Annotated in this window: 17 protein-coding genes; 8 read left to right on the forward strand and 9 right to left on the reverse strand. The window is 71.6% G+C overall.

The window, feature by feature from the left end:
• The first annotated feature begins 6 nt into the window (after positions 1-6).
• From ACIA5D_RS21320 to ACIA5D_RS21340, 5 genes are all read left to right on the forward strand, one after another.
• Positions 7-1,458, forward strand: coding sequence for an alpha/beta hydrolase (locus tag ACIA5D_RS21320; protein WP_396031874.1), 1,452 nt, complete (start codon positions 7-9; stop codon positions 1,456-1,458).
• A 57-nt stretch (positions 1,459-1,515) separates the two neighbouring features.
• Positions 1,516-3,354, forward strand: coding sequence for an ABC transporter ATP-binding protein (locus tag ACIA5D_RS21325; protein WP_396031875.1), 1,839 nt, complete (start codon positions 1,516-1,518; stop codon positions 3,352-3,354).
• Positions 3,351-5,282 (forward strand): ABC transporter ATP-binding protein, encoded by a 1,932-nt coding sequence (locus ACIA5D_RS21330; protein WP_396031876.1) that lies wholly within the window; start codon positions 3,351-3,353, stop codon positions 5,280-5,282. Before ACIA5D_RS21325 ends, ACIA5D_RS21330 begins: the two co-directional genes overlap by 4 nt.
• Before the next feature lie 42 nt (positions 5,283-5,324).
• On the forward strand, positions 5,325-7,103 hold the full coding sequence (locus ACIA5D_RS21335) for a gamma-glutamyltransferase family protein (RefSeq protein WP_396031877.1): 1,779 nt from the start codon (positions 5,325-5,327) through the stop codon (positions 7,101-7,103).
• 110 nt (positions 7,104-7,213) lie between these two features.
• Positions 7,214-7,690 (forward strand): hypothetical protein, encoded by a 477-nt coding sequence (locus ACIA5D_RS21340; RefSeq protein WP_396031878.1) that lies wholly within the window; start codon positions 7,214-7,216, stop codon positions 7,688-7,690.
• A 76-nt stretch (positions 7,691-7,766) separates the two neighbouring features.
• Here the strand turns inward: ACIA5D_RS21340 and ACIA5D_RS21345 are convergent, their stop codons facing one another.
• The 3 genes from ACIA5D_RS21345 to ACIA5D_RS21355 are packed head-to-tail and all read right to left on the reverse strand — an operon-like array spanning position 7,767 to position 11,575.
• The gene (locus tag ACIA5D_RS21345; RefSeq protein ID WP_396031879.1) at positions 7,767-9,002 is read right to left on the reverse strand and encodes an MFS transporter; all 1,236 of its coding nucleotides are present in this window, start codon (positions 9,000-9,002) and stop codon (positions 7,767-7,769) included.
• The gene (locus tag ACIA5D_RS21350; RefSeq protein ID WP_396031880.1) at positions 8,995-9,555 is read right to left on the reverse strand and encodes a helix-turn-helix domain-containing protein; all 561 of its coding nucleotides are present in this window, start codon (positions 9,553-9,555) and stop codon (positions 8,995-8,997) included. Before ACIA5D_RS21350 ends, ACIA5D_RS21345 begins: the two co-directional genes overlap by 8 nt.
• Positions 9,556-9,592: 37 nt before the next feature.
• Positions 9,593-11,575: a copper-translocating P-type ATPase gene (locus tag ACIA5D_RS21355; RefSeq protein WP_396031881.1), complete on the reverse strand. Its 1,983-nt coding sequence runs from the start codon at positions 11,573-11,575 to the stop codon at positions 9,593-9,595.
• A gap of 73 nt (positions 11,576-11,648) precedes the next feature.
• On the opposite strand from ACIA5D_RS21355, the gene ACIA5D_RS21360 reads away from it, so the two are divergent.
• The 3 genes from ACIA5D_RS21360 (at position 11,649) to ACIA5D_RS21370 (ending at position 13,575) form a co-directional block, all read left to right on the forward strand.
• Positions 11,649-12,140, forward strand: coding sequence for a pyridoxamine 5'-phosphate oxidase family protein (locus ACIA5D_RS21360; protein ID WP_396031882.1), 492 nt, complete (start codon positions 11,649-11,651; stop codon positions 12,138-12,140).
• A complete protein-coding gene (locus tag ACIA5D_RS21365; RefSeq protein ID WP_396031883.1) occupies positions 12,121-13,083 on the forward strand; it encodes a hypothetical protein in 963 nt (320 codons plus the stop codon). Before ACIA5D_RS21360 ends, ACIA5D_RS21365 begins: the two co-directional genes overlap by 20 nt.
• A gap of 108 nt (positions 13,084-13,191) precedes the next feature.
• Positions 13,192-13,575, forward strand: coding sequence for an STAS domain-containing protein (locus ACIA5D_RS21370; protein WP_396031884.1), 384 nt, complete (start codon positions 13,192-13,194; stop codon positions 13,573-13,575).
• Here ACIA5D_RS21370 and ACIA5D_RS21375 read toward each other — a convergent pair.
• From ACIA5D_RS21375 to ACIA5D_RS21400, 6 genes are all read right to left on the reverse strand, one after another.
• Complete coding sequence (locus ACIA5D_RS21375; RefSeq protein WP_396031885.1) at positions 13,515-14,678, reverse strand: ATP-binding protein; 1,164 nt, start codon at positions 14,676-14,678, stop codon at positions 13,515-13,517. The genes ACIA5D_RS21370 and ACIA5D_RS21375 overlap by 61 nt on opposite strands.
• A gap of 28 nt (positions 14,679-14,706) precedes the next feature.
• Entirely contained in the window at positions 14,707-15,402 is a 696-nt protein-coding gene (locus ACIA5D_RS21380; RefSeq protein WP_396031886.1) for a GAF and ANTAR domain-containing protein, read from the reverse strand.
• Positions 15,403-15,706: 304 nt separating this feature from the next.
• Entirely contained in the window at positions 15,707-17,875 is a 2,169-nt protein-coding gene (locus ACIA5D_RS21385) for an ATP-binding protein (RefSeq protein WP_396031887.1), read from the reverse strand.
• A gap of 587 nt (positions 17,876-18,462) precedes the next feature.
• On the reverse strand, positions 18,463-19,137 hold the full coding sequence (gene trmB, locus ACIA5D_RS21390) for a tRNA (guanosine(46)-N7)-methyltransferase TrmB (RefSeq protein WP_396031889.1): 675 nt from the start codon (positions 19,135-19,137) through the stop codon (positions 18,463-18,465).
• 43 nt (positions 19,138-19,180) lie between these two features.
• Entirely contained in the window at positions 19,181-19,576 is a 396-nt protein-coding gene (locus tag ACIA5D_RS21395) for a hypothetical protein (RefSeq protein WP_396031890.1), read from the reverse strand.
• An 85-nt stretch (positions 19,577-19,661) separates the two neighbouring features.
• Positions 19,662-20,699, reverse strand: a complete 1,038-nt coding sequence (locus tag ACIA5D_RS21400; RefSeq protein ID WP_396031891.1) for a hypothetical protein — start codon at positions 20,697-20,699, stop codon at positions 19,662-19,664.
• Positions 20,700-20,739: the final 40 nt, after the last annotated feature.

Here is a 20,739-nt window from a genome sequence, read left to right on the forward strand (position 1 = left end):
ATCGCGGTGCGAGCTCTGGCGGCGGCGGTCACGGTCGTGACACTTCTTTTCCCGTACGCGGAAAAGCTTGCGTCCCCACCCATGGTCGAGTGGAAGGCCTGCCCCGAGGACGCGAAGGTCGAGTGCGGCACGATGCGGGTCCCCGCGGACTGGGCGAATCCGCTGGGCCCCACCGTCATGCTCACCATCGCCCGCCGGCCCGCCCTCGACCCGGCCGAGCGGATCGGCACGCTGGTGGTCAACCCCGGCGGCCCCGGCGGCTCCGCCGTGAACTTCACCTTCGACGCGCCCACGTTCTTCAGCGAAGAGCTGCGCAAGCATTTCGACATCGTCGGCATGGACCCGCGCGGCGTCGGCCGCAGCACCCCGATCCTGTGCTCCCAGGATCTGGTCGACGAGACCCCGTCCCCGCTGGTCGGCGACGAGCGCGAGTTCGCCGCCCTGATCGACTACAACCGTCGCCTGGCCGCCGACTGCCGTGCGCGCACCGGCCCGGTCTTCGGCCATGTCGACACCCTCAGCGTGGTCCGCGACGTCGACGCGCTGCGGGCGGCCCTCGGCGAGGAGAAGATCAGCTTCTATGGCGCCTCGTACGGCTCGCTGATGGGTGAGCAGTACGCCGAGCAGTACCCGGACCGCCTGCGCGCCCTGGTCCTCGACGGCGTGATGGACCACAGCGTCAGCGTCGGCACGTTCCTGGTGCAGGAGACCGACGCCGCCCAGGACTCGTTCGACGAGTTCGTGGCCTGGTGCGCCCGCGACCAGACCTGTGTCCTGCGCGGCCAGGACATCCCGGCGCTGTGGGCGGGGCTGGTGGAGCGCGCGGCGGCCGGCACGCTGGAGAACCCGTACGCCCGGCCGGAGAAGCTGCGCGTGTCCGACCTGACCACCGCCGCGTTCGCCGCGTTCTACCAGCCGGAGTGGTACTCGTTCGCCTACTACCTGAAGGACGCGGCCGGCCTGGCCGTGACGGCACGCAAGGCGCCGCCGCCGGAGGTGGACATCGTCGACCACAGCTTCCCTCCGGTGATCTGCTCGGACTGGTACCTGCCGATCACCGGCTTCCCCGACCTGCGCCGGCGCCTGGCGATCCTGCGCGCGCGAGCCCCGCAGATGCTCGCGTCGCCGCTGGCGATCAACTCCGTCGCGGCCTGCCTGGGCTGGCCCTCGGCCCCACCCAACCCGCAGAAGCCGTTCGCCCCGTCGCCCGGCATGCCGCCGGTGCTGCTGATCGGCTCGGAGCACGACCCCGCCACCACGTACATCTGGGCGGAGCGCATGGCCCGTCAGCTGGGCCCGCTGGCGAGCCTGGTCACGTACGAAGGCTGGGGTCATGTCGTCTATGACCACAGCACCTGCGTCTCGGGCGCGGCCGACGCGTACCTGATCGGCCTGACCCGCCCGGCCGACGGCACGATCTGTCCCGCGGTCGAGCCAAAACCGTTTGGGGTCCTCTGAGCGACGGGGTATCGTTAGCCAAGCTAAGTACCTCTGGCGCTCCTCAGGAGGCACTGCTTGAGCCGACGCGCGCCCAAGGCGTCCATCGACCCAGATGTCCGCAAGAGCTGGCTGCGTCGCGCGCTGCCGCTCGTCAAGGCCCACCGCGGCCTGCTGATCACCTCGCTGGTGCTGTCGTTCGTCGGGCTGATCGTGCAGGTGCAGATCCCCAACCTCGTCCGCATCGGCATCGACGACGCGATCGTCGACCGTACCGGAAAGCTCGCCACCTACGTCATGGCGATCATCGGGCTCGCCCTCGTGCAGGGCCTGATCAACTACCTGGCCCGGCTCTACCTGCTGCGCACGGCGTACGAGATGGAGTACGACCTGCGCAACATCGTCTACACCCACCTCGTACGGATGCCGTTCGGCTTCTACGACCGGGTGCAGTCCGGCGAGCTGATGTCCCGCTCCGGCTCCGACATCCGGGCCGTGCAGATGTACCTCTCGTTCGGCCCGTCGATCCTCGTGCAGTGCCTGATCGCCGTCGTCGCGTTCGTCCTGATGCTCTCGATCAACGTGCCGCTCGCGATCGTGGCCATGGCGACCATGCCGATCATCGGAGTGCTCGGCGTGAGCATGCGCAAGGCGATCTTCCCGATCTCCTGGATGATCCAGGCCCGCCTCGCACAGCTCGCCACCGTCGTCGACGAGAACATCCAGGGCGTCCGCATCGTGAAGGCGTTCGCGGCCGAGGGACGGCAGCTGCGCACGCTGGCCGAGAGCGCCGACCGGATCCGCTGGGCCTACCGGCAGGACGCGCGCATCCGCAGCCGGTGGAACCCGCTGCTCGACAACCTGCCCCGGCTCGGCCTCGCGCTGGTGCTGCTCATCGGCGGCCTCATGGTGATCGACGGGCACACCACGGTGGGGACGATCGTCGCCTTCAACTCGTACGTCCTGATGCTGCAGCCGCCGTTCCGGCTGCTCGGCATGATGATCATGATGGGGCAGCGCGCCTCCGCGTCCGCGCGCCGCATCTACGAGATTCTCGATACGCCGAGCGAAATTCTGGACGACTCCGACCCGGTCGAGCGGCCGCTGCGCGGGGATCTTGCGTTTGTCGACGTCTGCTTCGCGTACCCGAACGGCACCGTGGCTCTTGATCGTCTGAACCTGAAGCTCAGGGCGGGCGAAACGGTGGCCGTGGTGGGCGGGACCGGCTCGGGGAAGTCGACGCTGGGCCGGCTCGCGGCCCGCTTCTACGACGTGACCTCGGGGAACGTGACCATCGACGGCACCGACGTGCGCCGGATCAAGCTGTCGTCGCTGCGGGAACAGGTCGGCATCGTGCCCGACGAGCCCTTTCTCTTCTCGCTTTCGATTCACGACAACATCGCGTACGGGAGGCCGCACGCCACCCGGCACGAGGTGATCGCGGCAGCCGTCGCCGCGGGCGCCGACGAGTTCATCCTCGAGCTCCCCGAGGGGTACGAGACCGTGGTGGGCGAGCGTGGCTACACGCTGTCAGGCGGGCAGCGGCAGCGGATCGCGATCGCGCGGGCGCTGCTGGTCGACCCGCCGATCCTCGTGCTCGACGACGCGACCAGCGCCATCGACGTGGGCGTCGAGCAGCGGATCCACGGCTCGCTCAAGGAGCGCATGCGCGGGCGGACGACGCTGATCGTGGCCCACCGGCTCTCCACGATCAGCCTCGCCGACCGGGTCCTGCTGATGGAGGGCGGCCGGGTGATCGCCGACGGGACGCACGAAAGCTTGCTCGCCTCGGAGCCGCGCTACGCCGAAGTCCTCGCGGCTTCGACGGCGTCCTCGGCGTCCTCGGCTTCGGCGTCCTCGTCGGCTTCGGCGTCCTCGTCGGCCTCGTCGGCTTCGTCGGCCGAGGTGTCCGCATGAGCATGTTCGGTGGAGGTTTCGGCGGATTCAACGTCGGCGGCCGGCCGAGCGTGGGCGCGGCGGGACGGAAGGACAGCGGGGCGCCCTTCGCGGGAATCCCCTCCGACCTCGCCGCCGGCGTCGCGAAACTCGAGGCCACGGAGCCCGATCACGGCGATCCGCAGGTGCCGTTCGACCCGGTCGGCGACACGGGCGGGCGGGTCTCGCTCGGCCGGCTGCTGATCCGGCGGCCGGGGCTGCTGGTCGCGGCGTCGCTGGCGATCCTGGTGGAGACGCTGCTGTTGCAGGCCGGGCCGTACCTCGTCCAGGTCGGGATCGACCACGGCATCTCCGACCGCAACCTTCGCGTCCTCGTGATCGCGACCGTGTGCTTCGTGGCCGCGGTGCTGTTCACGGGTCTCGCTACGGCGGTGCGGATGCGCAAGAGCGGCATGCTCGCCGCCTCGGCCACACGTGACCTGCGGATCCGCATCTTCGCGCACCTGCAGCGCATGTCGCTCGACTACTACACGCGCGAGAAGGCCGGGGTCACCATGACCCGGATGACCTCCGACGTGGAGTCGCTGCAGAGCCTGCTGCAGGACGGGTTCGCCCAGTTCCTCATCCAGGCGCTGACCATGGTCGTGGTCACCGCCGTGCTGTTCCACTACGACGTGCCGCTGGCGATCCTGACGCTGGTGCTGGTGGTGCCGCCGCTCACGGCCGCGTCGCTGTGGTTCCGGCACGCGGCGGACCGGGGCTACAACCGGCAGCGCGACACGATCGCGGCGATGTTCGCGGACCTGTCCGAGAGCCTCAACGGGGTGCGGGTAGTCACGGCGCACAACCGGCAGGAGCGCAACGTGGTGGCGCACCGGTCGGTGGTCGGCGCCTACCGGGACGCCAACGACTGGACCGGGCGGATCAACGCGATCTACGGGCCCGGGACGTCGGTGATCGGACTGATCGCGATGGCGATCATGCTGCTGGTCGGCGGGCGGATGGTGCTGCGGGGCACGCTCACGATCGGCGAGCTGACGGCCTTTGTGCTGTACATCAACGCGTTCTTCCAGCCCGTGCAGCAGCTGGTCCAGCTTTATACCCAATATCAGCAGGCAAAGGCTGCCATCGGCAAAATCCGGACGCTGCTGGAGACGGCGCCATCCGTGCGGGAGGCTGAGAACGCCGCCGTCCTGCCACCGGTCATCGGGGAGATCGCATTCGACGACGTGACCTTCGGCTATGTGGCCGACCGTCCGGTTCTCTCACATCTGTCGCTCCGGATCGCGCCGGGCGAGACCGTCGCCTGCGTGGGGCCGACCGGGGCCGGCAAGTCCACGCTGGCCAAGCTGGTGACCCGGTTCTACGACCCCGATTCCGGACATATCCGCATCGACGGGCATGACCTGCGGGACGTCACCCTCGCCTCGCTGCGCACCCAGATCGGCGTGGTGCCGCAGGAGCCGTTCCTCTTCGCCGGCACCCTGCGCGACAACATCGCCTTCGCCCGGCCCGACGCCACCGACGAGCAGGTGTGGGCGGCCGTCGACTCGGTCGGCCTGCGCGAGCTGGTCGAGCGCTCCCCGGAGGGCCTCGACACCCCGCTGCACGAGCGCGGCCAGTCGGTGTCGAGCGGCGAACGGCAGCTGCTCGCCCTGGCCCGCGCGTTTCTCGCCGAGCCGCGGGTCGTGGTGCTCGACGAGGCCACCTCGAGCCTCGACCTGCGCTCCGAGCTGCGCGTGGAGGCGGCGCTCGACGCGCTGCTGGAGGGGCGCACGGCGATCCTGGTCGCGCACCGGCTCTCCACGGCGATGCGCGCCGACCGGATCATCGTGGTCGACGACCACGGGATCGTCGAGTCGGGCTCGCACGCCGACCTCGTCCGGGCGGGCGGTCGATATGCCGCCATGTTCGAGACGTGGGCCGCGACTTCTGGTAGGCAGGGATAGACAGCTGCCTCTGCCCAGTCGAAAGCCCACTTCGGAGGATCGATGCGGATCTTGCCGGTTCTAGCAGCAGCAACCTTGTCCTCGACGCTGATCGCGGCTCCCGCGTCGGCCTCCACCAACCCCGTTCTGGGGCCGACCGCTTACGGCTACGGCGGCGGGATCGCCACCGTGGACGCGACCGCCACCGCGGCCGGCCTCCACGTGTTGCGCCACGGAGGCAACGCGATCGACGCCGCCGTGGCGGCCGCGGCCACCCTCGGCGTCACCGAGCCGTTCGTCGCGGGCCCCGCCAGCGGCGGCTTCCTCGTCTACTACGACGCCAAGCGGCACAAGGTCTCCACCATCGACGGCCGGGAGACCGGCCCCGCCACGATGACGCCCACCTACTTCATCGACCCCGTCGACGGCCTGCCCTACGACTTCCAGGAGGCCCGGGTCAGCGGCCTGTCCACCGGCGTGCCGGGCGCGCTCGCCACCTGGGACGCCGCGCTGCGGCAGTGGGGCACCCGCTCGCTCGGCAGCGTGCTGAAGCCGGCCGCCGCCGTGGCCGACCGCGGCTTCACCGTCGACGCCCAGTTCCGCCAGCAGATCAACGACAACCTGGCCGCGTTCGGCCAGTTCGATTCGACCAAGGCGCTGTATCTGCCCGGCGGCGCCCCGCCCGCCCTCGGCACGATCCAGCGCAATCCCGACCTGGCCGACACCTACCGGCAGATCGCCCGGCAGGGCATCGACTCGTTCTACCGCGGCCCGATCGGCGCCGATCTGGTCAAGACCGTCCAGCACCCGCCCGTCTCGGCGAACCCGGTAGGGACCTGGGCCTACCCGATCCGGCCGGGCGTCCTCACCCAGGACGATCTCGCCGCCTACCGGGTCCGCCGGCCGGCCCCGACCGTCTCCGACTTCCAGGGCCTGGACGTCTACGGCATGTCGACGCCGTCCAGCGGCGGCACGGCCGTCGGCGAGGCGCTCAACATTCTCGAGAAGGTCGACCCTTCGGACGTCACGCAGGTGCTGCACACCTACCTGGAGGCGTCGGCGCTCGCGTTCGCCGACCGGGGCCGCTACGTCGGCGCGTACACGCCGCAGGATGTTCTCCAGAAGTTGATTTCCGACCGCTGGGCCGGTCAGCGCGCCTGCCAGATCTCGCCGGCCAAGGCACTGATCAAGCCGGTCGCCCCCGGCGACATCGACGCCTCGGGCTGCACCCCGGCCCCCGCCACGCTGACGCCCGACAACGGCCTGAGCACCACCAACATCACGGTCGCCGACCGCTGGGGCAACGTCGTCGAGTGGACGTTCACGCTCGAGCAGTTCGGCGGCAACGGCATCGTCGTGCCCGGCCGCGGCTTCATGCTCAACAACGAGCTGACCGACTTCAACTTCACGCCCACCCAGGGCGCCGCCCCCGACCCGAACCTGCCCGGCCCCGGCAAGCGCCCGCGCAGCTCGATGTCGCCGACGATCGTCCTCAAGCACGGCAAGCCGTTCCTGGCGCTGGGCTCGCCCGGCGGCGCGTCGATCATCACCACGGTGCTGCAGATCCTGGTCAACCGCCTGGTCCTGGACATGGACCTGCCGACCGCGCTGGCCGCACCGCGCGGGTCCCAGCGCAATACCGCCGGCATCCAGGCCGAGCCCGCATTCCGCACCCGGTACGGCCCGGCGCTGACGCCTTTGGGCCACTCGTTCGGTCCCGACATGGCCGAGATCGGCGCGGCGACGGCGATGGAGTTCACCGCCCACGGCGGCATCATCGCCTCCGCCGAGCCGACCCGCCGCGGCGGCGGGTCGGCCGGCGTCATCCATCGCACCCGATAGCCCGCTTTTGCAGGCCCGCTTTTGCAGGCCCGCTTATGCAGGCCGCTTTTGCAGGCCCCGGCGCGAGTTATCGCGCCGGGGCCTTGCCCGGCCGTGGTGAGATCGACCGCATGGAGATCTACGAGGGTCCCTCCGAGGTCGTGCGGCCCGAGCGGCACTACGCCGGTATCCGGGTGGTGACGCCGTTCCGCGGCATGTTCGCCGTCCGCGACGAGCTCATGAAGGAGCTCCACGCCCGACTCCCCAGCGGCCTGACCTTCTTCCGCCTGCATGTGGTGAACATGGACGGCCCGATGGACATCGAGGTCGGCGTCGTCACCGACGAGCCGGTCTCGCCGGACGGCCGCATCCGCCCCGGCGTCCTCCCCGCCGGCCGCTACGGCGCGATGACCTTCGTGGGCCACGGCCGCCGCGCCAACGGCACACTGATCGACTGGATCCGCGGGAACGGCCTCGCGATGGACGTCGTGGAGAACCCGGCGGGGGACCGGTTCGCCTGCCGCTACGAGGCCTACCTCACCGACCCGCGAACCGAGCGCATGAAGACCCGCTGGCAGGTCGAGGTCGCCATCAAACTCGCGGACTGACGTCGCCTGTTCCGCCTGCGCCGCCGGCGAGACGCGGGTGGTCCGGCGACGCCGGCTGACCCGCGGCCGGCGCCGGTCAGGCGGGCAGCTCGCGCATGCGCCGTAGCGGCGAGAAGACGACCCACAGCACGCCGAGCAGCGCGCCGACGGTCGCGATCCACAGCGCCGGGCGTACGCCGATGGCCGCCCCCAGCGCGCCGCCCAGCACCGCGCCGATCGGGCGGATGCCGTAGTTGACGGTTCGTTGGAAGCCGGCGACGACCGACAGCCGCTCGTGCGGGGTGGCCGCCGTCTGCACCGAGCCGGCGGTGATGTCGAGCAGCATGACGCCCAGGGCCGAGACGAACTCGGCGACGAACAGCAGCCACGGCCCGCCGGCCAGCGGCACCAGGATCAGCGGGGCGGGAAAGACGACCATGCCGGCGATCAGCGCGGGACCGATCCCGAGGCCGCGGGTGACGCGCTCGGCGAGCACGGCGCCGACCAGGCCGCCGACCGCGCCGGCGCCGACGATCAGGCCGAGCAGGCCGGGCGAGACGTGCAGGCGCGTGGTCACGTAGAGGACGAACAGGGCGGCGAAAATGTAGTTGAAGAGGTTCAGCGTCGACGTGCCGAGCAGGATGGCGCGCAGCACCGGCGAGCGGAGCACGAAGCGCATGCCGGCGACCATCCCGCCGCCCTCGGCCGCGGGGGACGGGCGGCGCTCGGCGACGATCATGCGGGAGAGGAAACCGGCCGACGCCACGAACGTGATCGCGTCGGCGACCAGGGCGAACGGCGCGGTGAACACCTGCACGAGCAGGCCGCCGAGGCTGGGACCGGCCACGTAGGACATCGCCCGGCTGCCGTTGACCAGGCTGTTCGCGCGGACGTAGTCGGTCCGCTCGACCAGCGAGGCGAACAGGCTGCTGTGCGCCACCTCGAAGAGGACGGAGAGCGTGCCGGTGGCGAACGCGACGGCGTACAGGATGGTGAGGGTGAGCGAGCCGGCCCACCAGAGGAACGGGATGGCCAGCAGCAGGGCGGCCCGGCCCAGGTCGGCGACGATCATCAGGCGGCGCTTGTGCCGGTAGCGGTCGACCCAGGCGCCGGCCGGCAGCGAGAAGATCAGGTTGGGCGCGAGGGCGGCGGCGGTCAGGTAGCCCATCTCGGCGGGGCCGGCGCCGATCGCGAGCACCGCCAGCAGCGGGATGGCGAGCAGGGTGATCTGGTCGCCGAACAGCGACACGGTCTGCGCCGACCAGTAGCGGCGGAACGGCGGCCGGCGCAGCAGGGCGGGCGGGTCGCGGCGTTCCTGCAGGGTGTCAGTCACGGGGGACCGCCATCCGGATGATCTGCACCGGCCGCGAGCCCGCCGGGCGTCGCGCCGGGTCGGTGAGCCGGTCGTCGTAGCGGGACATCAGCGCGTCGATCTGCTCGGTCAGCTCGCGCAGCTCGTCGGCGGTGACGTGGGCGAGGGCGTCGCCGAGGCCGGCCGCCCGCCGCCATTCGGGCGGCTCGCCGGCGCGGTTGGCGAGGTACTCCTGCGCCCGGCGCGCGTAGTCGGTGACGATCGTGGCGCCGAGCTGGTCGGCGGCGGCGCGCACGGCCGGGTCGGCGGAGTCGTCATCCCAGGACGTGTACTGCGCGGTGGCCCGCCACGGCCGCTCGCGCCCGTCGGCGCCGGGCGCCCGCTCGGCGAGACCGTACTTGGCGAGCTGCCGCAGGTGGAACGAGCAGTTCGGCACGGTGTCGCCGAGCCGCGCGGCCGCCTGGGTCGCGGTCATCGGGCCCTCGGCGCGCAGCAGCCCGATCAACCGCAGGCGCAGCGGATGCGCGTACGCTCGCAGGGAGGTGGCCTCGGTGAGCCGGATCTCGTCGCTCATATCCAAGAGAATGCTTTAGAAAGACTCCTCTAGCAAGTCAGAATCCCTGCCGGAGCAACTGGGCGTTGAGCGCCACCACGATCGTCGAGGCGGACATGAGGACCGCGCCGACGGCCGGGCTCAGCGTGAAGCCGGTCCAGGCCAGCACCCCGGCGGCGAGCGGAATGGTGATCACGTTGTAGCCGGCGGCCCACGCCAGGTTCTGGATCATCTTGCGGTACGAGGCCCGGGACAGCCGGATGACGCCGGTGACCGCGCGCGGATCCGACGACGCCAGCACCACCCCGGCCGACTCGATCGCCACGTCGGTGCCGGCCCCGATCGCCACGCCCACGTCGGCCCGGGCCAGCGCGGGCGCGTCGTTGACACCGTCGCCGACCATCGCCACCCGCAGCCCGCGCGCCTGCAGGTCGGCCACGGCGCGGTCCTTGTCGGCCGGAAGGACCTCGGCGAAGACCTCGTCCAGGCCGAGGTCGGCCGCGACCGCGTCGGCGACCGGCTTCGCGTCTCCCGTGATCATCAAGATTTCGCGTACGCCTTCGCGGCGCAGCGAGGCGATCGCGTCCCGCGACTCCGGGCGTACCTCGTCCTCGAGCGCGAACGCGCCGATCACGTCGGCATCGGAGATCAGATACAGAACCGCGGCGCCGCGGCGCGACCACTCCCCGGCGGCCTTGCGCAGATCGTCGGGGACGGTCAGGTCCAGCTCGCGCAGCAGGGCCGGCCCGCCCACGGCGTACGGATGATGGTCGATCAGCGCACGCACCCCGCGTCCGGTCAAAGACTCGAAGCCCGACGCCGTGATCCGCCGCGGCGCGGCGGTGACGATGGCCCGGGCCAGCGGATGCTCGCTGTCGGCCTCGACGCCCGCCGCGAGCGAGAGCACGTCGTCCTCGGTGTGGCCGGCCGCCGCCGCGACCCCGGTGACCTTGTGCGCGCCCTTGGTGAGCGTGCCGGTCTTGTCGAAGAGAACGGCGTCGACGGTGCGCATCCGCTCGAGCGCGAGCCGGTCCTTGACGAGGATGCCGTTCTTGGCGGCCACGGCCGTCGACAGCGCGATGACCAGCGGAATCGCGAGGCCGAGCGCGTGCGGGCAGGCGATCACGAGCACGCTGACGGTGCGCACGACGGCCTGACTGAGATCGCCGGCCGCCCACCACGTCACGAACGTGATCAGCCCCGCGCCGGCCGCGACGTAGAACAGCATCGCGGCGAACCGGTCGGCCAGCACCTGCGCCCGCCCGCGCGACGCCTGTGCCTGCGCGACCAGACGTCCGATGCCCGCCAGCGCGGTGTCGTCGCCGACCGCCGTGACCTCGACCCGCAGCGCCGAGTCGGTCGCCACCGTCCCGGCCACCACCCGATCGCCGGCGCCCCGCGACACCGGCCGCGACTCCCCGGTGATCATCGACTCGTCGAGCGACGCCGCGCCCTCGACGATCTTGCCGTCGGCCGGCACGCGCCCGCCCGAGCGCACCAGCACGGTGTCGCCGACGCGGAGGTGGTGTACGGCGACCTTGGTGGTGATGCCGTCGGCGTCGACCCGCTCGGCCTCGTCGGGCAGCAGCGCCGCCAGCGCGCTGAGCGCGCCCTGGGCCTGGCCGATCGCCTTCATCTCCTGCCAGTGGCCGAGCAGCATGATCGTGACGAGGGCCGCGAGCTCCCACCAGAAGTCGAGGTCGAACCAGCCGAAGCTGGTGGCGATCGACGCGACGTACGCGACGGTGATCGCCATCGAGATGAGCAGCATCATGCCGGGCTGACGCCCGCGCACCTCGTGCACGCCGCCGGCGAGGAACGGCCACCCGCCGTAGAAGAAGACGATCGTGCCGAGGATCGGGCCGACCCCGGCGATCCCGGGGAAGTCCAGCGTGTAGCCGAACCAGTCCATGACCATCTCGCTGGTCACGACGATCGGGACGGTCAGCGCGAGGCTGAGCCAGAACTTCCGCCGGAAGATCTCCGGATCGTGGCCGGCGTGCTCGCCGTGCTCGTGGCGCTCAGCATGCATGTGATCCATGCCCGAAAACTTATACCCCCTAGGGGTATAAGCCAACCCCGGAGTGACCCAGAACGCTCGATACATTGACCCGATGCGCGAAACGCCGGAGGAACTCGCCGCCCTGCAGGACCTGCTCGACGCCTCGCTGTCCCGGTCCACCGCCCACCTGCAATCGATCGTCGCCGAGCGCACCATGCCCGCCCAGCGGCTGGTGGAGACCCTGACCGGCATGTGCACGCTGGCCCTGTCGACCGTGACCGCGACGGGCGAGCCCCGGATCAGCGGCGTCGACGGCCACTTCCTGCACGGGAGATGGATCTTCGGCACGGCCCGCACCGCCGCGAAGGCCCGCCACCTGGCCGCCCGCCCGGCCGCGAGCGCCGCCCACCTGCGCGGCGAGGAACTGGGCGTCTTCACCCACGGCACGGCCGAGATCCTCGGCCCGTCCACCGCGGACTGGGCGGAGCTGCTCGCATACCTCCAGGACTTCTACGGCAAGAACGCCTTCGACTGGGAGAACGAGGTCGTCTACTACCGCCTCCGCCCGCATTGGATGACGGTCTATGCCGCGCCGCGTTCCTGAGGCCGTCGTCGCGCGTCTGCTGGCCTCGCCCGAGCCGGCGATTCGGTGGATGGTGCGGTCGCGGGTCCTTGGCGAGGCCGCCGAGGACGATCGGGCGGCCATTCCGGGAACGGACATGGTGCGGCGCATGGTGGCGGGGGCCGGCTCCCAGCCGTACGCGAAATGGCAGGGCGCCCATTGGGTGCTTGCCGCCCTCGCGGAGATCGGCCACCCGCCCGGCTCGGAGAATTTGATTCCGCTGCGGGAGCAGGCGCTTCGCGCGTGGCTCGACGACCAGTACTTCCGGGAGGTGCCGGTCGCCTATGGGCGGCGCGGCGTGCCGGTGCTGAACGGGCGGTATCGGGCGCACGCCTCGCAGCAGGGGTATGCGCTGTGGTATTTGCTGACGCTGGGCCTGGCGGACGAACGCTGCGACAGCCTCGCCGGGCTGTTGCTGAAATGGCGGTGGCCGGACGGCGGCTGGAATTGCGACCGCGACCCGGCGGCGTCGACATCGTCGTTCATGGAGACGTTGTTGCCGATGCGCGGGCTGTGGCTGTACGGCACGACGCGCGATTCGGCGCCGGCTCGCGAGGCCGCTCGTGCCGCGGCCGAGGTCTTTCTCGCGCGGCGCATGGCCTACGGCGTGAAGAGCGGATCGCTGATCCGGGGCGAGTTCGCGAAGCTGCATTTCCCGCTGTATTGGCACTACGACATCCTCGGCGGGCTCAAGGCCATGGGCGAGATGGGGCTGCTCGGCGATCCGCGCTGCGCCGACGCGCTGGCGATGCTCGAGTCGATGCGGCTCGAGGACGGGTGGCCGGCGCACGCCCGCTATTACCGGGACGCCTCCGAGAACGCGGATTGGGGCGGCACGAGCGTGAAGCGCGCCAGTCCCTGGGTCACGGTGGATGCGCTGACGGTGCTGCGCGCCGCACGGCCAGAGGGGCTGCCCGGAGGATAGGACACCGCCGGACAGCCGGTTATCGTGAGCCAACGGGATGTCCTTTCGGTGCCGCGGCGAGGCGGCTGTGATCCCCGTCCGCCGCGTCCGTGGAGGGGGGCGGCGTTGATGTTCACCGATGGGCTGACATCCGGGCAGCTTCTGCTGTCCGAAGGCGGTCCGGCCGTCGTCGTCGCGGTTTTTTCCGGCAGCTTCGATTTCAGCGACGCCGAGCGGGTCGAGGACGTGCTGCGGGCGGCGCTGCGGGAGTGGCGACCGCGGCGGCTGAGGCTGGACCTGGCGGCGGTGGAGTTCTGCGACTGCGCCGCGCTGCGGGCACTGATCCGCGTTGCCGCCGATGGACCGCGAACCGGGTGCGAAGTCGCGATCTCGCGGGCCTCGCCGCTGGTCGCCTGGCTGGTGAGCCTCTTCGAGCTGGGCCTGCTGTTCGGCTATCCGCCGGGGGAGGATGCGGCCGGCCCGGCGCCGGGCGCGAGTGAGCTCAACGGGTAGCGCAGCAGCAGCCTGGTTCCGGCCGGGCCGGTGTCGATCTCCACGCCGGCGCACACCTTGCCGATCAGCCAGAGGCCGCGACCACCGTGGAAGCTGTCGCCGGTCCCCGGCGGGATCACCTCGTCGCCGGCGGGGATCCCTGGCCCGTGGTCGCTGATCTCGGCGTAGAACTCGCCGCCACGCAACCAGAGCAGGATCTGCCCGGCGCCGCCGCCGTGGCGGACCGCGTTGGCGGCCGCCTCGTGCACGGCCAGCACGAACTCGGACACCTGCGAGTTGGACAGGCCGTGCCGGGCGGTGGCCGCGCCGACGGCGGCGCGTAGCCGGCTCACCGTCGTGCCGTCGAATCGGCCGGCCAGCAGCATCCGAAGCCGCTCGTGGTGGTTGATCGCCGGCGGAGCATGGTCATTGGCCGTGACAGCGGTGGCGACCTCGCTGAGCCGCATCCCCACCACGGCGGCGAAGCGCCGCAACTCGTCGAAGGCGGCGGCCATGTCCAGCCTGAAATGCTCGGCGAGGACGCCCTTGGCTTGTTCGATCGTCACCCTGCTGTTCATCGCGTGCTGCACCTGTTCGGCGAGGACCTGGCGATATTCGATGGCACGGTGCTGAAGGAGGCCCACGGTGGTGACGTTGGCCAGAGCCCGCGCGGTCTCCGCGTCGGCCTGCCCCAGCGTGCCGGGCGCGGCGGCGAACAGGTTGAGCACGCCGATGACCTCGTCACGAAGCCGCATCGGCACGGCGTGCACCGACCGGAAGCCGGCCCGGCGGGCCTCCGCGGCAAACCGGCTCCAGCGCTCGTCGGGCGTGTGGAGGTCGACGTCGGCCACCGGCAAGCCGCTCGCGTAGCAGACCACGCAGGGCCCCTCGGCGGTCTCGATCTCGAACAGCTCGAGGAGGCGCGCCTGCTCGGACGAGGCGGCCATCAGCCGCAGCGAGCCGCGCCCGTCGGCGATCATGATGCCCGCCGCCCGCACGTCGAGCAGCTCGGTGCAGCGCTTGGCGAGCAGGTGCAGGAACTCCAGCAGGTCGAAGTCGGCGACCAGGGCGTCGGACAGGCCGACAAGGGCCTTGACCAGTTGCTGGCCCGGCGTCGCGCTCACGACCGCCTCCCGATCACGGTGATCATCCTCAGTCCGTCGTACTGTCATTGTCCGTCTCACTGAACCGCAAACGGCGCGCCACCACATCCCGGGCGACGTCCTCCAGTCCGCGCTCGGTGACATACGCGTGCGCGCGGAGCAGGAGGAAGGCGTCGTCGACCGGGACGCCCCGCTGGGCACTGACCATCCCCGTGGCCTGGTGTACCACCGCCCGGTGCGCGAACGCCCGCTCCGTTCCGGGCTGCTCCCCGCCGGGGAGATGCTCGGCGAGCAGCAGTTCGGTGGCCGCGTCGGCGAAGGCGAGCGCTTCCGCCAGATCTTCGCCGGCCAGAACACCCGGGCCCGGCCGGTACAGGTCGATCACGCCGAGGCACATGTCGCCCACCCGCAGCGGCAGGGCGAACAGCGCCTTCGCGCCGGCGTCGATGGCCGCCGGCACGAAGATCGGCCACCGGCGCAGCCAGAACGCGTCGTCGAGATCGCCGGCCAGCACCGGCCGGCGATCGGCGAAGGCCTCCCGGCAGGGACCCTCGCCGAGGGTCACCTGAAGCTCCTCGACCCGGGCACTGACCGTGTTGCTGGCGTACCGGACCTGCTGGGCCGGCAGGGTCGGCAGGGTCGTCATCACCGCGAGCCCGGCGCCGGCCACCCCGGGAAGGCCGGCCACGCAGGCCTCGCACAGCCGGCCGACGTCGGGCCCGTGTGCCGCCACGAGCTGTGCCACGCGGTCTCTGCCGCCGACGCTAGACACGGTGAGCACGACGATGGGCGCCCGTAGCCATTCCGTAGGTGGCTGTCATAGCCGAGCCCTCCTGCCCCGCCACGGCGCCTGCGAATGCGAACCCGGCATCGGGAGCGCCGGCGTCCGATCGAAGCGGCCGCGAACCGCGATGGCAGCTCGGAAACAGCCTACGCCGGTTCGGACGGGCTCAGGACGAGCAACTGCCGAGCGACGCGGTGCGTGTCACCGGGCAGTCACGCTCTGCCGTCACCCGATCGGGGAAGGAGTCAGCCGAAGAGGGCGATCGTCAGCGCGCGTCCATCGGCAGCCGCACGAGCACCGTCGTGCCCGCGCCGGCGCTCTCCACCAGCTCGATGCTGCCGTGATGCCGCGTCACGACCGCCCGGCTCAGCGTCAGTCCCAGGCCGGTTCCCGGGATCGCCTTGTCCCGCGCGCGGCTCGTCCGATAGAGCCCGGTGAACATCTTCTCCCGCTCATCGGTCGAGACGCCGAGCCCGGTGTCCGAGACCGCCAGCTCCGCCGCCCGTCCCGCCGCCTTGAGCGTCACTCCGATGTGGCCGCCGTCCGGGCTGTATTTGACGGCATTGCCGAGAAGGTTGTCGACGACCTGGCGCAGCCGTTTCCGGTCGCCCGGCAGCACCAGATGCTCGGGCAGCTCCTCCTCGATCACCAGCGGCGCCCCGTCGACCGCCGCGCGCGCCTTCGCCAGCGAATCCCGCACCACCTCGGCCAGATCCATGGGCGCGAGCTGCACATCGGCGTGGCCGGCGTCGAGCGCGGACAGCTCCATCAACTCGTTGATGATGTGCCGCAGCTGATTGGTGTTCCGGTCGATCACCTCCAGCAGCCGGGGCCCCTCCGTGAGCAGCGTGTGCTCGTCCGCCTCCCGCAACAATTCGGTATAGGCGCTGATGGATGTCAGCGGAGTGCGCAACTCGTGCCCGATCAGGGCCAGATACTCGTTCTTCGAACGGTTCAGCTGCCGCTGCAGGTCGTCGACGAGACGCCGCTCCACGAATTGACCGATATGCGCGGCGATTCCCGACATCAAGGCGAGCAACTCGTCCTCCGGGTCCTCGACCGTGTCCGCGAAGACCGTCAGAACCCCAAGAGTCTCAAAGCCTTCGCGTACGGGTATGGCAAGCGCCGCGTGCAGCCGCGAGCTCTTGGCCGTCTCCTCCGAGATCAGGCTCTGCGGCTGCCCGACGTCCCGGATCCACAACGGCTTGCCGACCTGCCACGCCCGGCCCGCCAGCCCCGTCCCGTACGTGAGATCGACCGGCACGTCGATGTCGGCCTGCCACCCCGGGGCGCTCCACCGGGCGGCCGAGCGCACGACCGCGGCCGCGTCGTCGACCAGCCACAACTCCGCGTGCACCCAGTCGAGGGTGCCGACCACGGCCTCCAGCACGCGCGGCCCGGCGGCCTCGATGCTCGGCGCCTCCGCGAGCGCCGTCGTCACCGCGAGCTCGCAGGTGCGGAACCGCTCGACCCGCCGGCGCCGGGTCACGTCCTGCACGGCCTGCACCGCGCCGACCGTGTGCCCGTCCGGCCCGGTGATCGGGTGCGCATCCACCAGGTAGTGCCGGGTGCGCCGGTCCGGGCCGTGCAGGATCACCTCCTCGTCGCGCAGGTGATCGCCGCGCAGCGCCCGGAAGACGCCGAGATCGTCGCGGCCGAGCGCCTTGCCGTCCACGTCGGTCAGCCCGTCCGGCAGCGTGTCCTCGGGCAGGCCGGCCTCGCCCCACATGGCCCGCATCCGCTCGTTGACGAAAACGATCCGCCCGTCCGCGTCGCACGCCGTGACCCCGTCGTGCAGGCTGTCGAGCACGGCGTCGAGAAACCGGCGCTGCTGGTCGATCTCGTGCCGGGCCACCTGCTCGGTGATCAGCAGCGTGCACACCTGCGCGGCCTCGGCGACCGCGGCCACCTCGTCGGCGGTCCACGAGCGCGGCGCGTTGTCGCCCGCGCAGCAGATGCCGAGCACCGCGCCGTGCTGGTCACGGATCGGATGCCCCAGGTAGGCGCCGCTCCGCCCGCCCGGCACCCGGTCGTCCGCACTCAGATCGGCGATCAATATCGGAGCGTCGGTCCGCAGCACGATCCCCGCCAGCGACTCCTCGACGGGAACGTCCGCGATCTCGTCCCACGACCCGGACAGCCCCCATCCGCCGTAGAGCCGCAGCCGCCCCGCTTGCACGAAATGGATCAGCCCGACGGGCGCATGCGCGGCCCGGGCCACCAACGCCGCGAGTTGATCGGCGGCCCCGCTGGTGAGCACCCCCCGATGCGGCTCGGCCGAGGTGCCGAGCAGCCCCTCCTCGAGCACCCCGGGCCGCCACGCGACCTCGCCCGCGACCTGGCCCGCGACCTCGCCCGCGACCGCTCCCGCGGCCGTCGAAGCCCGGGCGCTCCACAAGCGTCCGGCATCCAGGCCGGGGTCCTCTCGCCGCATGGCCTACCTCCGGCCTTCCAGCCTAGGGAAGAAAGCCCTTCAAAACCGCCAAACCGACAGGTACGCCCACCGCCCGCCCCACCGCCGCGCGCCCGCTACCAGCTGCGATCGTGATGAGTTGCCGCGCACCCTTCGCCCCAACTCATCAGGACGCGCCCGCGCCGGCGTGCGCCCGCCTCCCGCGCCGGCGTGCGCCCGCCTCCCGCGCTTGCGGCGGGGCCTCCCGCGGTGGCGTGGCCTCCGTGGTTGCGCGGCCCTCCCGTGGTTGCGCGGCCCTCCGGTGGTTGCGCGGCCCTCCGGTGGTTGCGCGGCCCTCCCGTGGTGGCGCGGCCCTCCCGTGGTTGCGGGGCCCTCCCGTGGTGGCGCGGCGGTCCCCGTGGTTGCGGGGGCCTCCGCCGTCGCCGCACCTCTCGCGCAACCTTGATGATTTGCCGCTCGAGGCGAACGCCAACTCATCGTTGATGAGTCGGTGCGGCGTGCGGGCGGCGGTTCATCAATGGTGAGTTGCTGCGGGGTGCGCGCGGCGGTTCATCAATGGTGAGTTGCTGTGGGGTGCGTGAGGCGATTTGTCCAGAGCAGGTGGTGGGTCAGGGGCGGGTGTAGCGGAGGTCTGTGATCGGGCGGCCGGCGGCCGTGCCTCGGCGTTCGAACTTTGTCTCGGGGCGGCCCGCTCGGTCGTCGCTCATCCGGCGCAGGGCGGGGTCGGCGTCGAGGGTCTCGGCCATCGCGGCCGCGTAGTGGGGCCAGTCGGTGGCGCAGTGGAGGATGCCGCCGGGGCGCAGGCGCTCGCGGAGCAGGACCACGTTGCCGGGCCGGATCAGGCGGCGCTTGTGGTGGCGGGCCTTCGGCCACGGGTCGGGGAAGAAGACGTTGATCGCGTCCAGCGAGGCGGGGGCGATCTTGTGGAGCAGTTCCATGGCGTCGCCGCGCGCCACCCGTACGTTGGAGAGGTTTTGATCGTTGATGTGTGCCAGCAGATTGGCGATGCCGGGGGTGTGCACCTCGACGCCCAGATAGTCGCGGCCGGGGTCGGCGGCGGCCATCGTGGCCAGGGTGTCGCCCATGCCGAAACCGATCTCCAGCACGACCGGGGCGGAGCGGCCGAAGAGCGCCTCGAGATCGAGCGGGGTGCGGTCGCCGTCCTCGACCGTGATGCCGAAGGCCGGCCAGAGCTCGGTGTGGGCGTCGGCGTGGCGGGCGCTCATCCGGCCCCGGCGCGGGTGGAAGGTTCGGATGGGACGGTGCTCGGCGGTCTCGGTCATGGTCCCCCAAGACTACTGAGCGGTCAGGAGGACTACTGGGCGGTCAGGCCGAGACGTCTATGCGGCGAGGGCCGCTGCGGGAGAGGTACTCAAGCGCCTTGGCCAGGTAGGGGCCGACGGGGTTGGCGCCGCCCGCGCGTTCGAAGCGGCGGTTGAGGTCCTTGAGGTAGACGGCGGTGACCGGCTGGCCGGGAGCCAGGCGGCTGGCGGCGCGCTCGGCGGCGATCGCAGCGGCGAAGGTGGTCGTGGATTCGCGCGTGGGATCGAAGCCGGGGGCTATGCGCTGGCCGGTCGCCTGGTGGATGAGCTCACGGTCGGCGACGGTCAGGGTGTCGAAATCGTTGCGGTACGGCGGCTTCTCGTCCGTGCGGTTCGGCCGGTGCACGGGCGTGAGCGGCGTGCGCGGCGTGTGCGCGGAACCCAGGCCGGAGACGGACATCGGCGAAATCCCCCATCGACGACATGCGGGATGGCAACCAGGTTGCCACCGGTCTAAACCCTGTTCGGCGCCCGGCCGGGATCGCTTAGCGGGTGGGGCGAACGCTCGGCTGCGAGCCCGAATGGAACAGGCTGCGCGAGCTGTCGGTCAGCCCGACGATCGTCACCCAGGAGCCGCCGCGGTATTGGCCGGTGACCACCGCGCGGGTCGTGCCGAGGTAGGCGAGCTCGCGGTCCAGCGTGCCGCCGACCGTGTGCTTCGCGCGGGTCGCCGGGTCGTATTCGACCAGGTGCACCGGCTCGTTCTCGGCGGTGGTCTCGCCCTCCTGATAGGCCGTCCAGGCCAGCCGGCCGCCGTCCCCGCGCCAGCTCGGCACCACCGCGAAGCCCCGATTCTGCAAACTGCCTCCGCCGTACGCGGCGACGGTCTGTTCCCCGCCGGTGGCGACCGTCCCCACCGAGAGGCAGGAGTCGTAGACCGATTCGCAGTCGCCGCCCCGGAACGCGATCTTGGCGCCGTCGGGTGACCAGGCGACGGCGTCGTCGGTGCGCAGCCGGTCGGTCAGCGTGCCCACGCGCGGGGTGGCCGGCTCCTCGGGCGGCAGCTCCTCGCCCCGGCAGTCACGGGGGAAGAGCACCTCGGGCGTGGCGGTGGTGCCGGGCTTGGCGAGGGTGGCGGGCGTGGCGAGGGTGGCGGGCGTGGCGAGGGCGGCGAGGGTGGCGGGGGTGCCGGGCGTGGCGGGGGTGGCGGGCGCGGGGAGGCGGTAGACGCCGGGGCCGCCGGTGCACGACAGGGAGGCGAAGGCGATCCACTTGCCGTCCGGCGACCAGGACGGGCCGGCCGCGGCGCGGGTGGTGAGCCGGCGCTGGGCGGTGCCGTCGGCGTTCATGGTCCACAGCTGGGCGCCGGTCAGGTACGCGATCCGCCTCCCGTCCGGGGACCAGCGGGGGCGGGAGTGGCCGCCGCCGGTGGTCAGGCGCCTCTCGGCCGGGCCGCTGCTGACGTAGATGTCGCCGCTGCGGACGTACGCGATCTGGTTCGGCAGTGTGGCCGCGCCCGCGGCCGCCGGATGTACGGTGACCAGCGCGACGGTCGTGGCCAGGACTGCGGTGATCTTCTTCATGCCCTGCATAACGGAACGCCCCCCGACGCGCCTCGCCCCT

It is taken from the genome of Actinoplanes sp. NPDC051513 (assembly GCF_044454685.1).
Lineage (GTDB): Bacteria > Actinomycetota > Actinomycetes > Mycobacteriales > Micromonosporaceae > Actinoplanes.

Bases quoted from the DNA above. Each gene is read 5' to 3' on its own strand.
- ACIA5D_RS21330 (WP_396031876.1), top strand. From the start codon at position 3,351: ATGAGCATGTTCGGTGGAGGTTTCGGCGGATTCAACGTCGGCGGCCGG.
- ACIA5D_RS21335 (WP_396031877.1), top strand. From the start codon at position 5,325: ATGCGGATCTTGCCGGTTCTAGCAGCAGCAACCTTGTCCTCGACGCTG.
- ACIA5D_RS21340 (WP_396031878.1), top strand. From the start codon at position 7,214: ATGGAGATCTACGAGGGTCCCTCCGAGGTCGTGCGGCCCGAGCGGCAC.
- ACIA5D_RS21350 (WP_396031880.1), bottom strand. From the start codon at position 9,555: ATGAGCGACGAGATCCGGCTCACCGAGGCCACCTCCCTGCGAGCGTAC.
- ACIA5D_RS21355 (WP_396031881.1), bottom strand. From the start codon at position 11,575: ATGGATCACATGCATGCTGAGCGCCACGAGCACGGCGAGCACGCCGGC.
- ACIA5D_RS21360 (WP_396031882.1), top strand. From the start codon at position 11,649: ATGCGCGAAACGCCGGAGGAACTCGCCGCCCTGCAGGACCTGCTCGAC.
- ACIA5D_RS21365 (WP_396031883.1), top strand. From the start codon at position 12,121: ATGCCGCGCCGCGTTCCTGAGGCCGTCGTCGCGCGTCTGCTGGCCTCG.
- ACIA5D_RS21370 (WP_396031884.1), top strand. From the start codon at position 13,192: ATGTTCACCGATGGGCTGACATCCGGGCAGCTTCTGCTGTCCGAAGGC.
- ACIA5D_RS21385 (WP_396031887.1), bottom strand. From the start codon at position 17,875: ATGCGGCGAGAGGACCCCGGCCTGGATGCCGGACGCTTGTGGAGCGCC.
- trmB (WP_396031889.1), bottom strand. From the start codon at position 19,137: ATGACCGAGACCGCCGAGCACCGTCCCATCCGAACCTTCCACCCGCGC.
- ACIA5D_RS21395 (WP_396031890.1), bottom strand. From the start codon at position 19,576: ATGTCCGTCTCCGGCCTGGGTTCCGCGCACACGCCGCGCACGCCGCTC.
- ACIA5D_RS21400 (WP_396031891.1), bottom strand. From the start codon at position 20,699: ATGAAGAAGATCACCGCAGTCCTGGCCACGACCGTCGCGCTGGTCACC.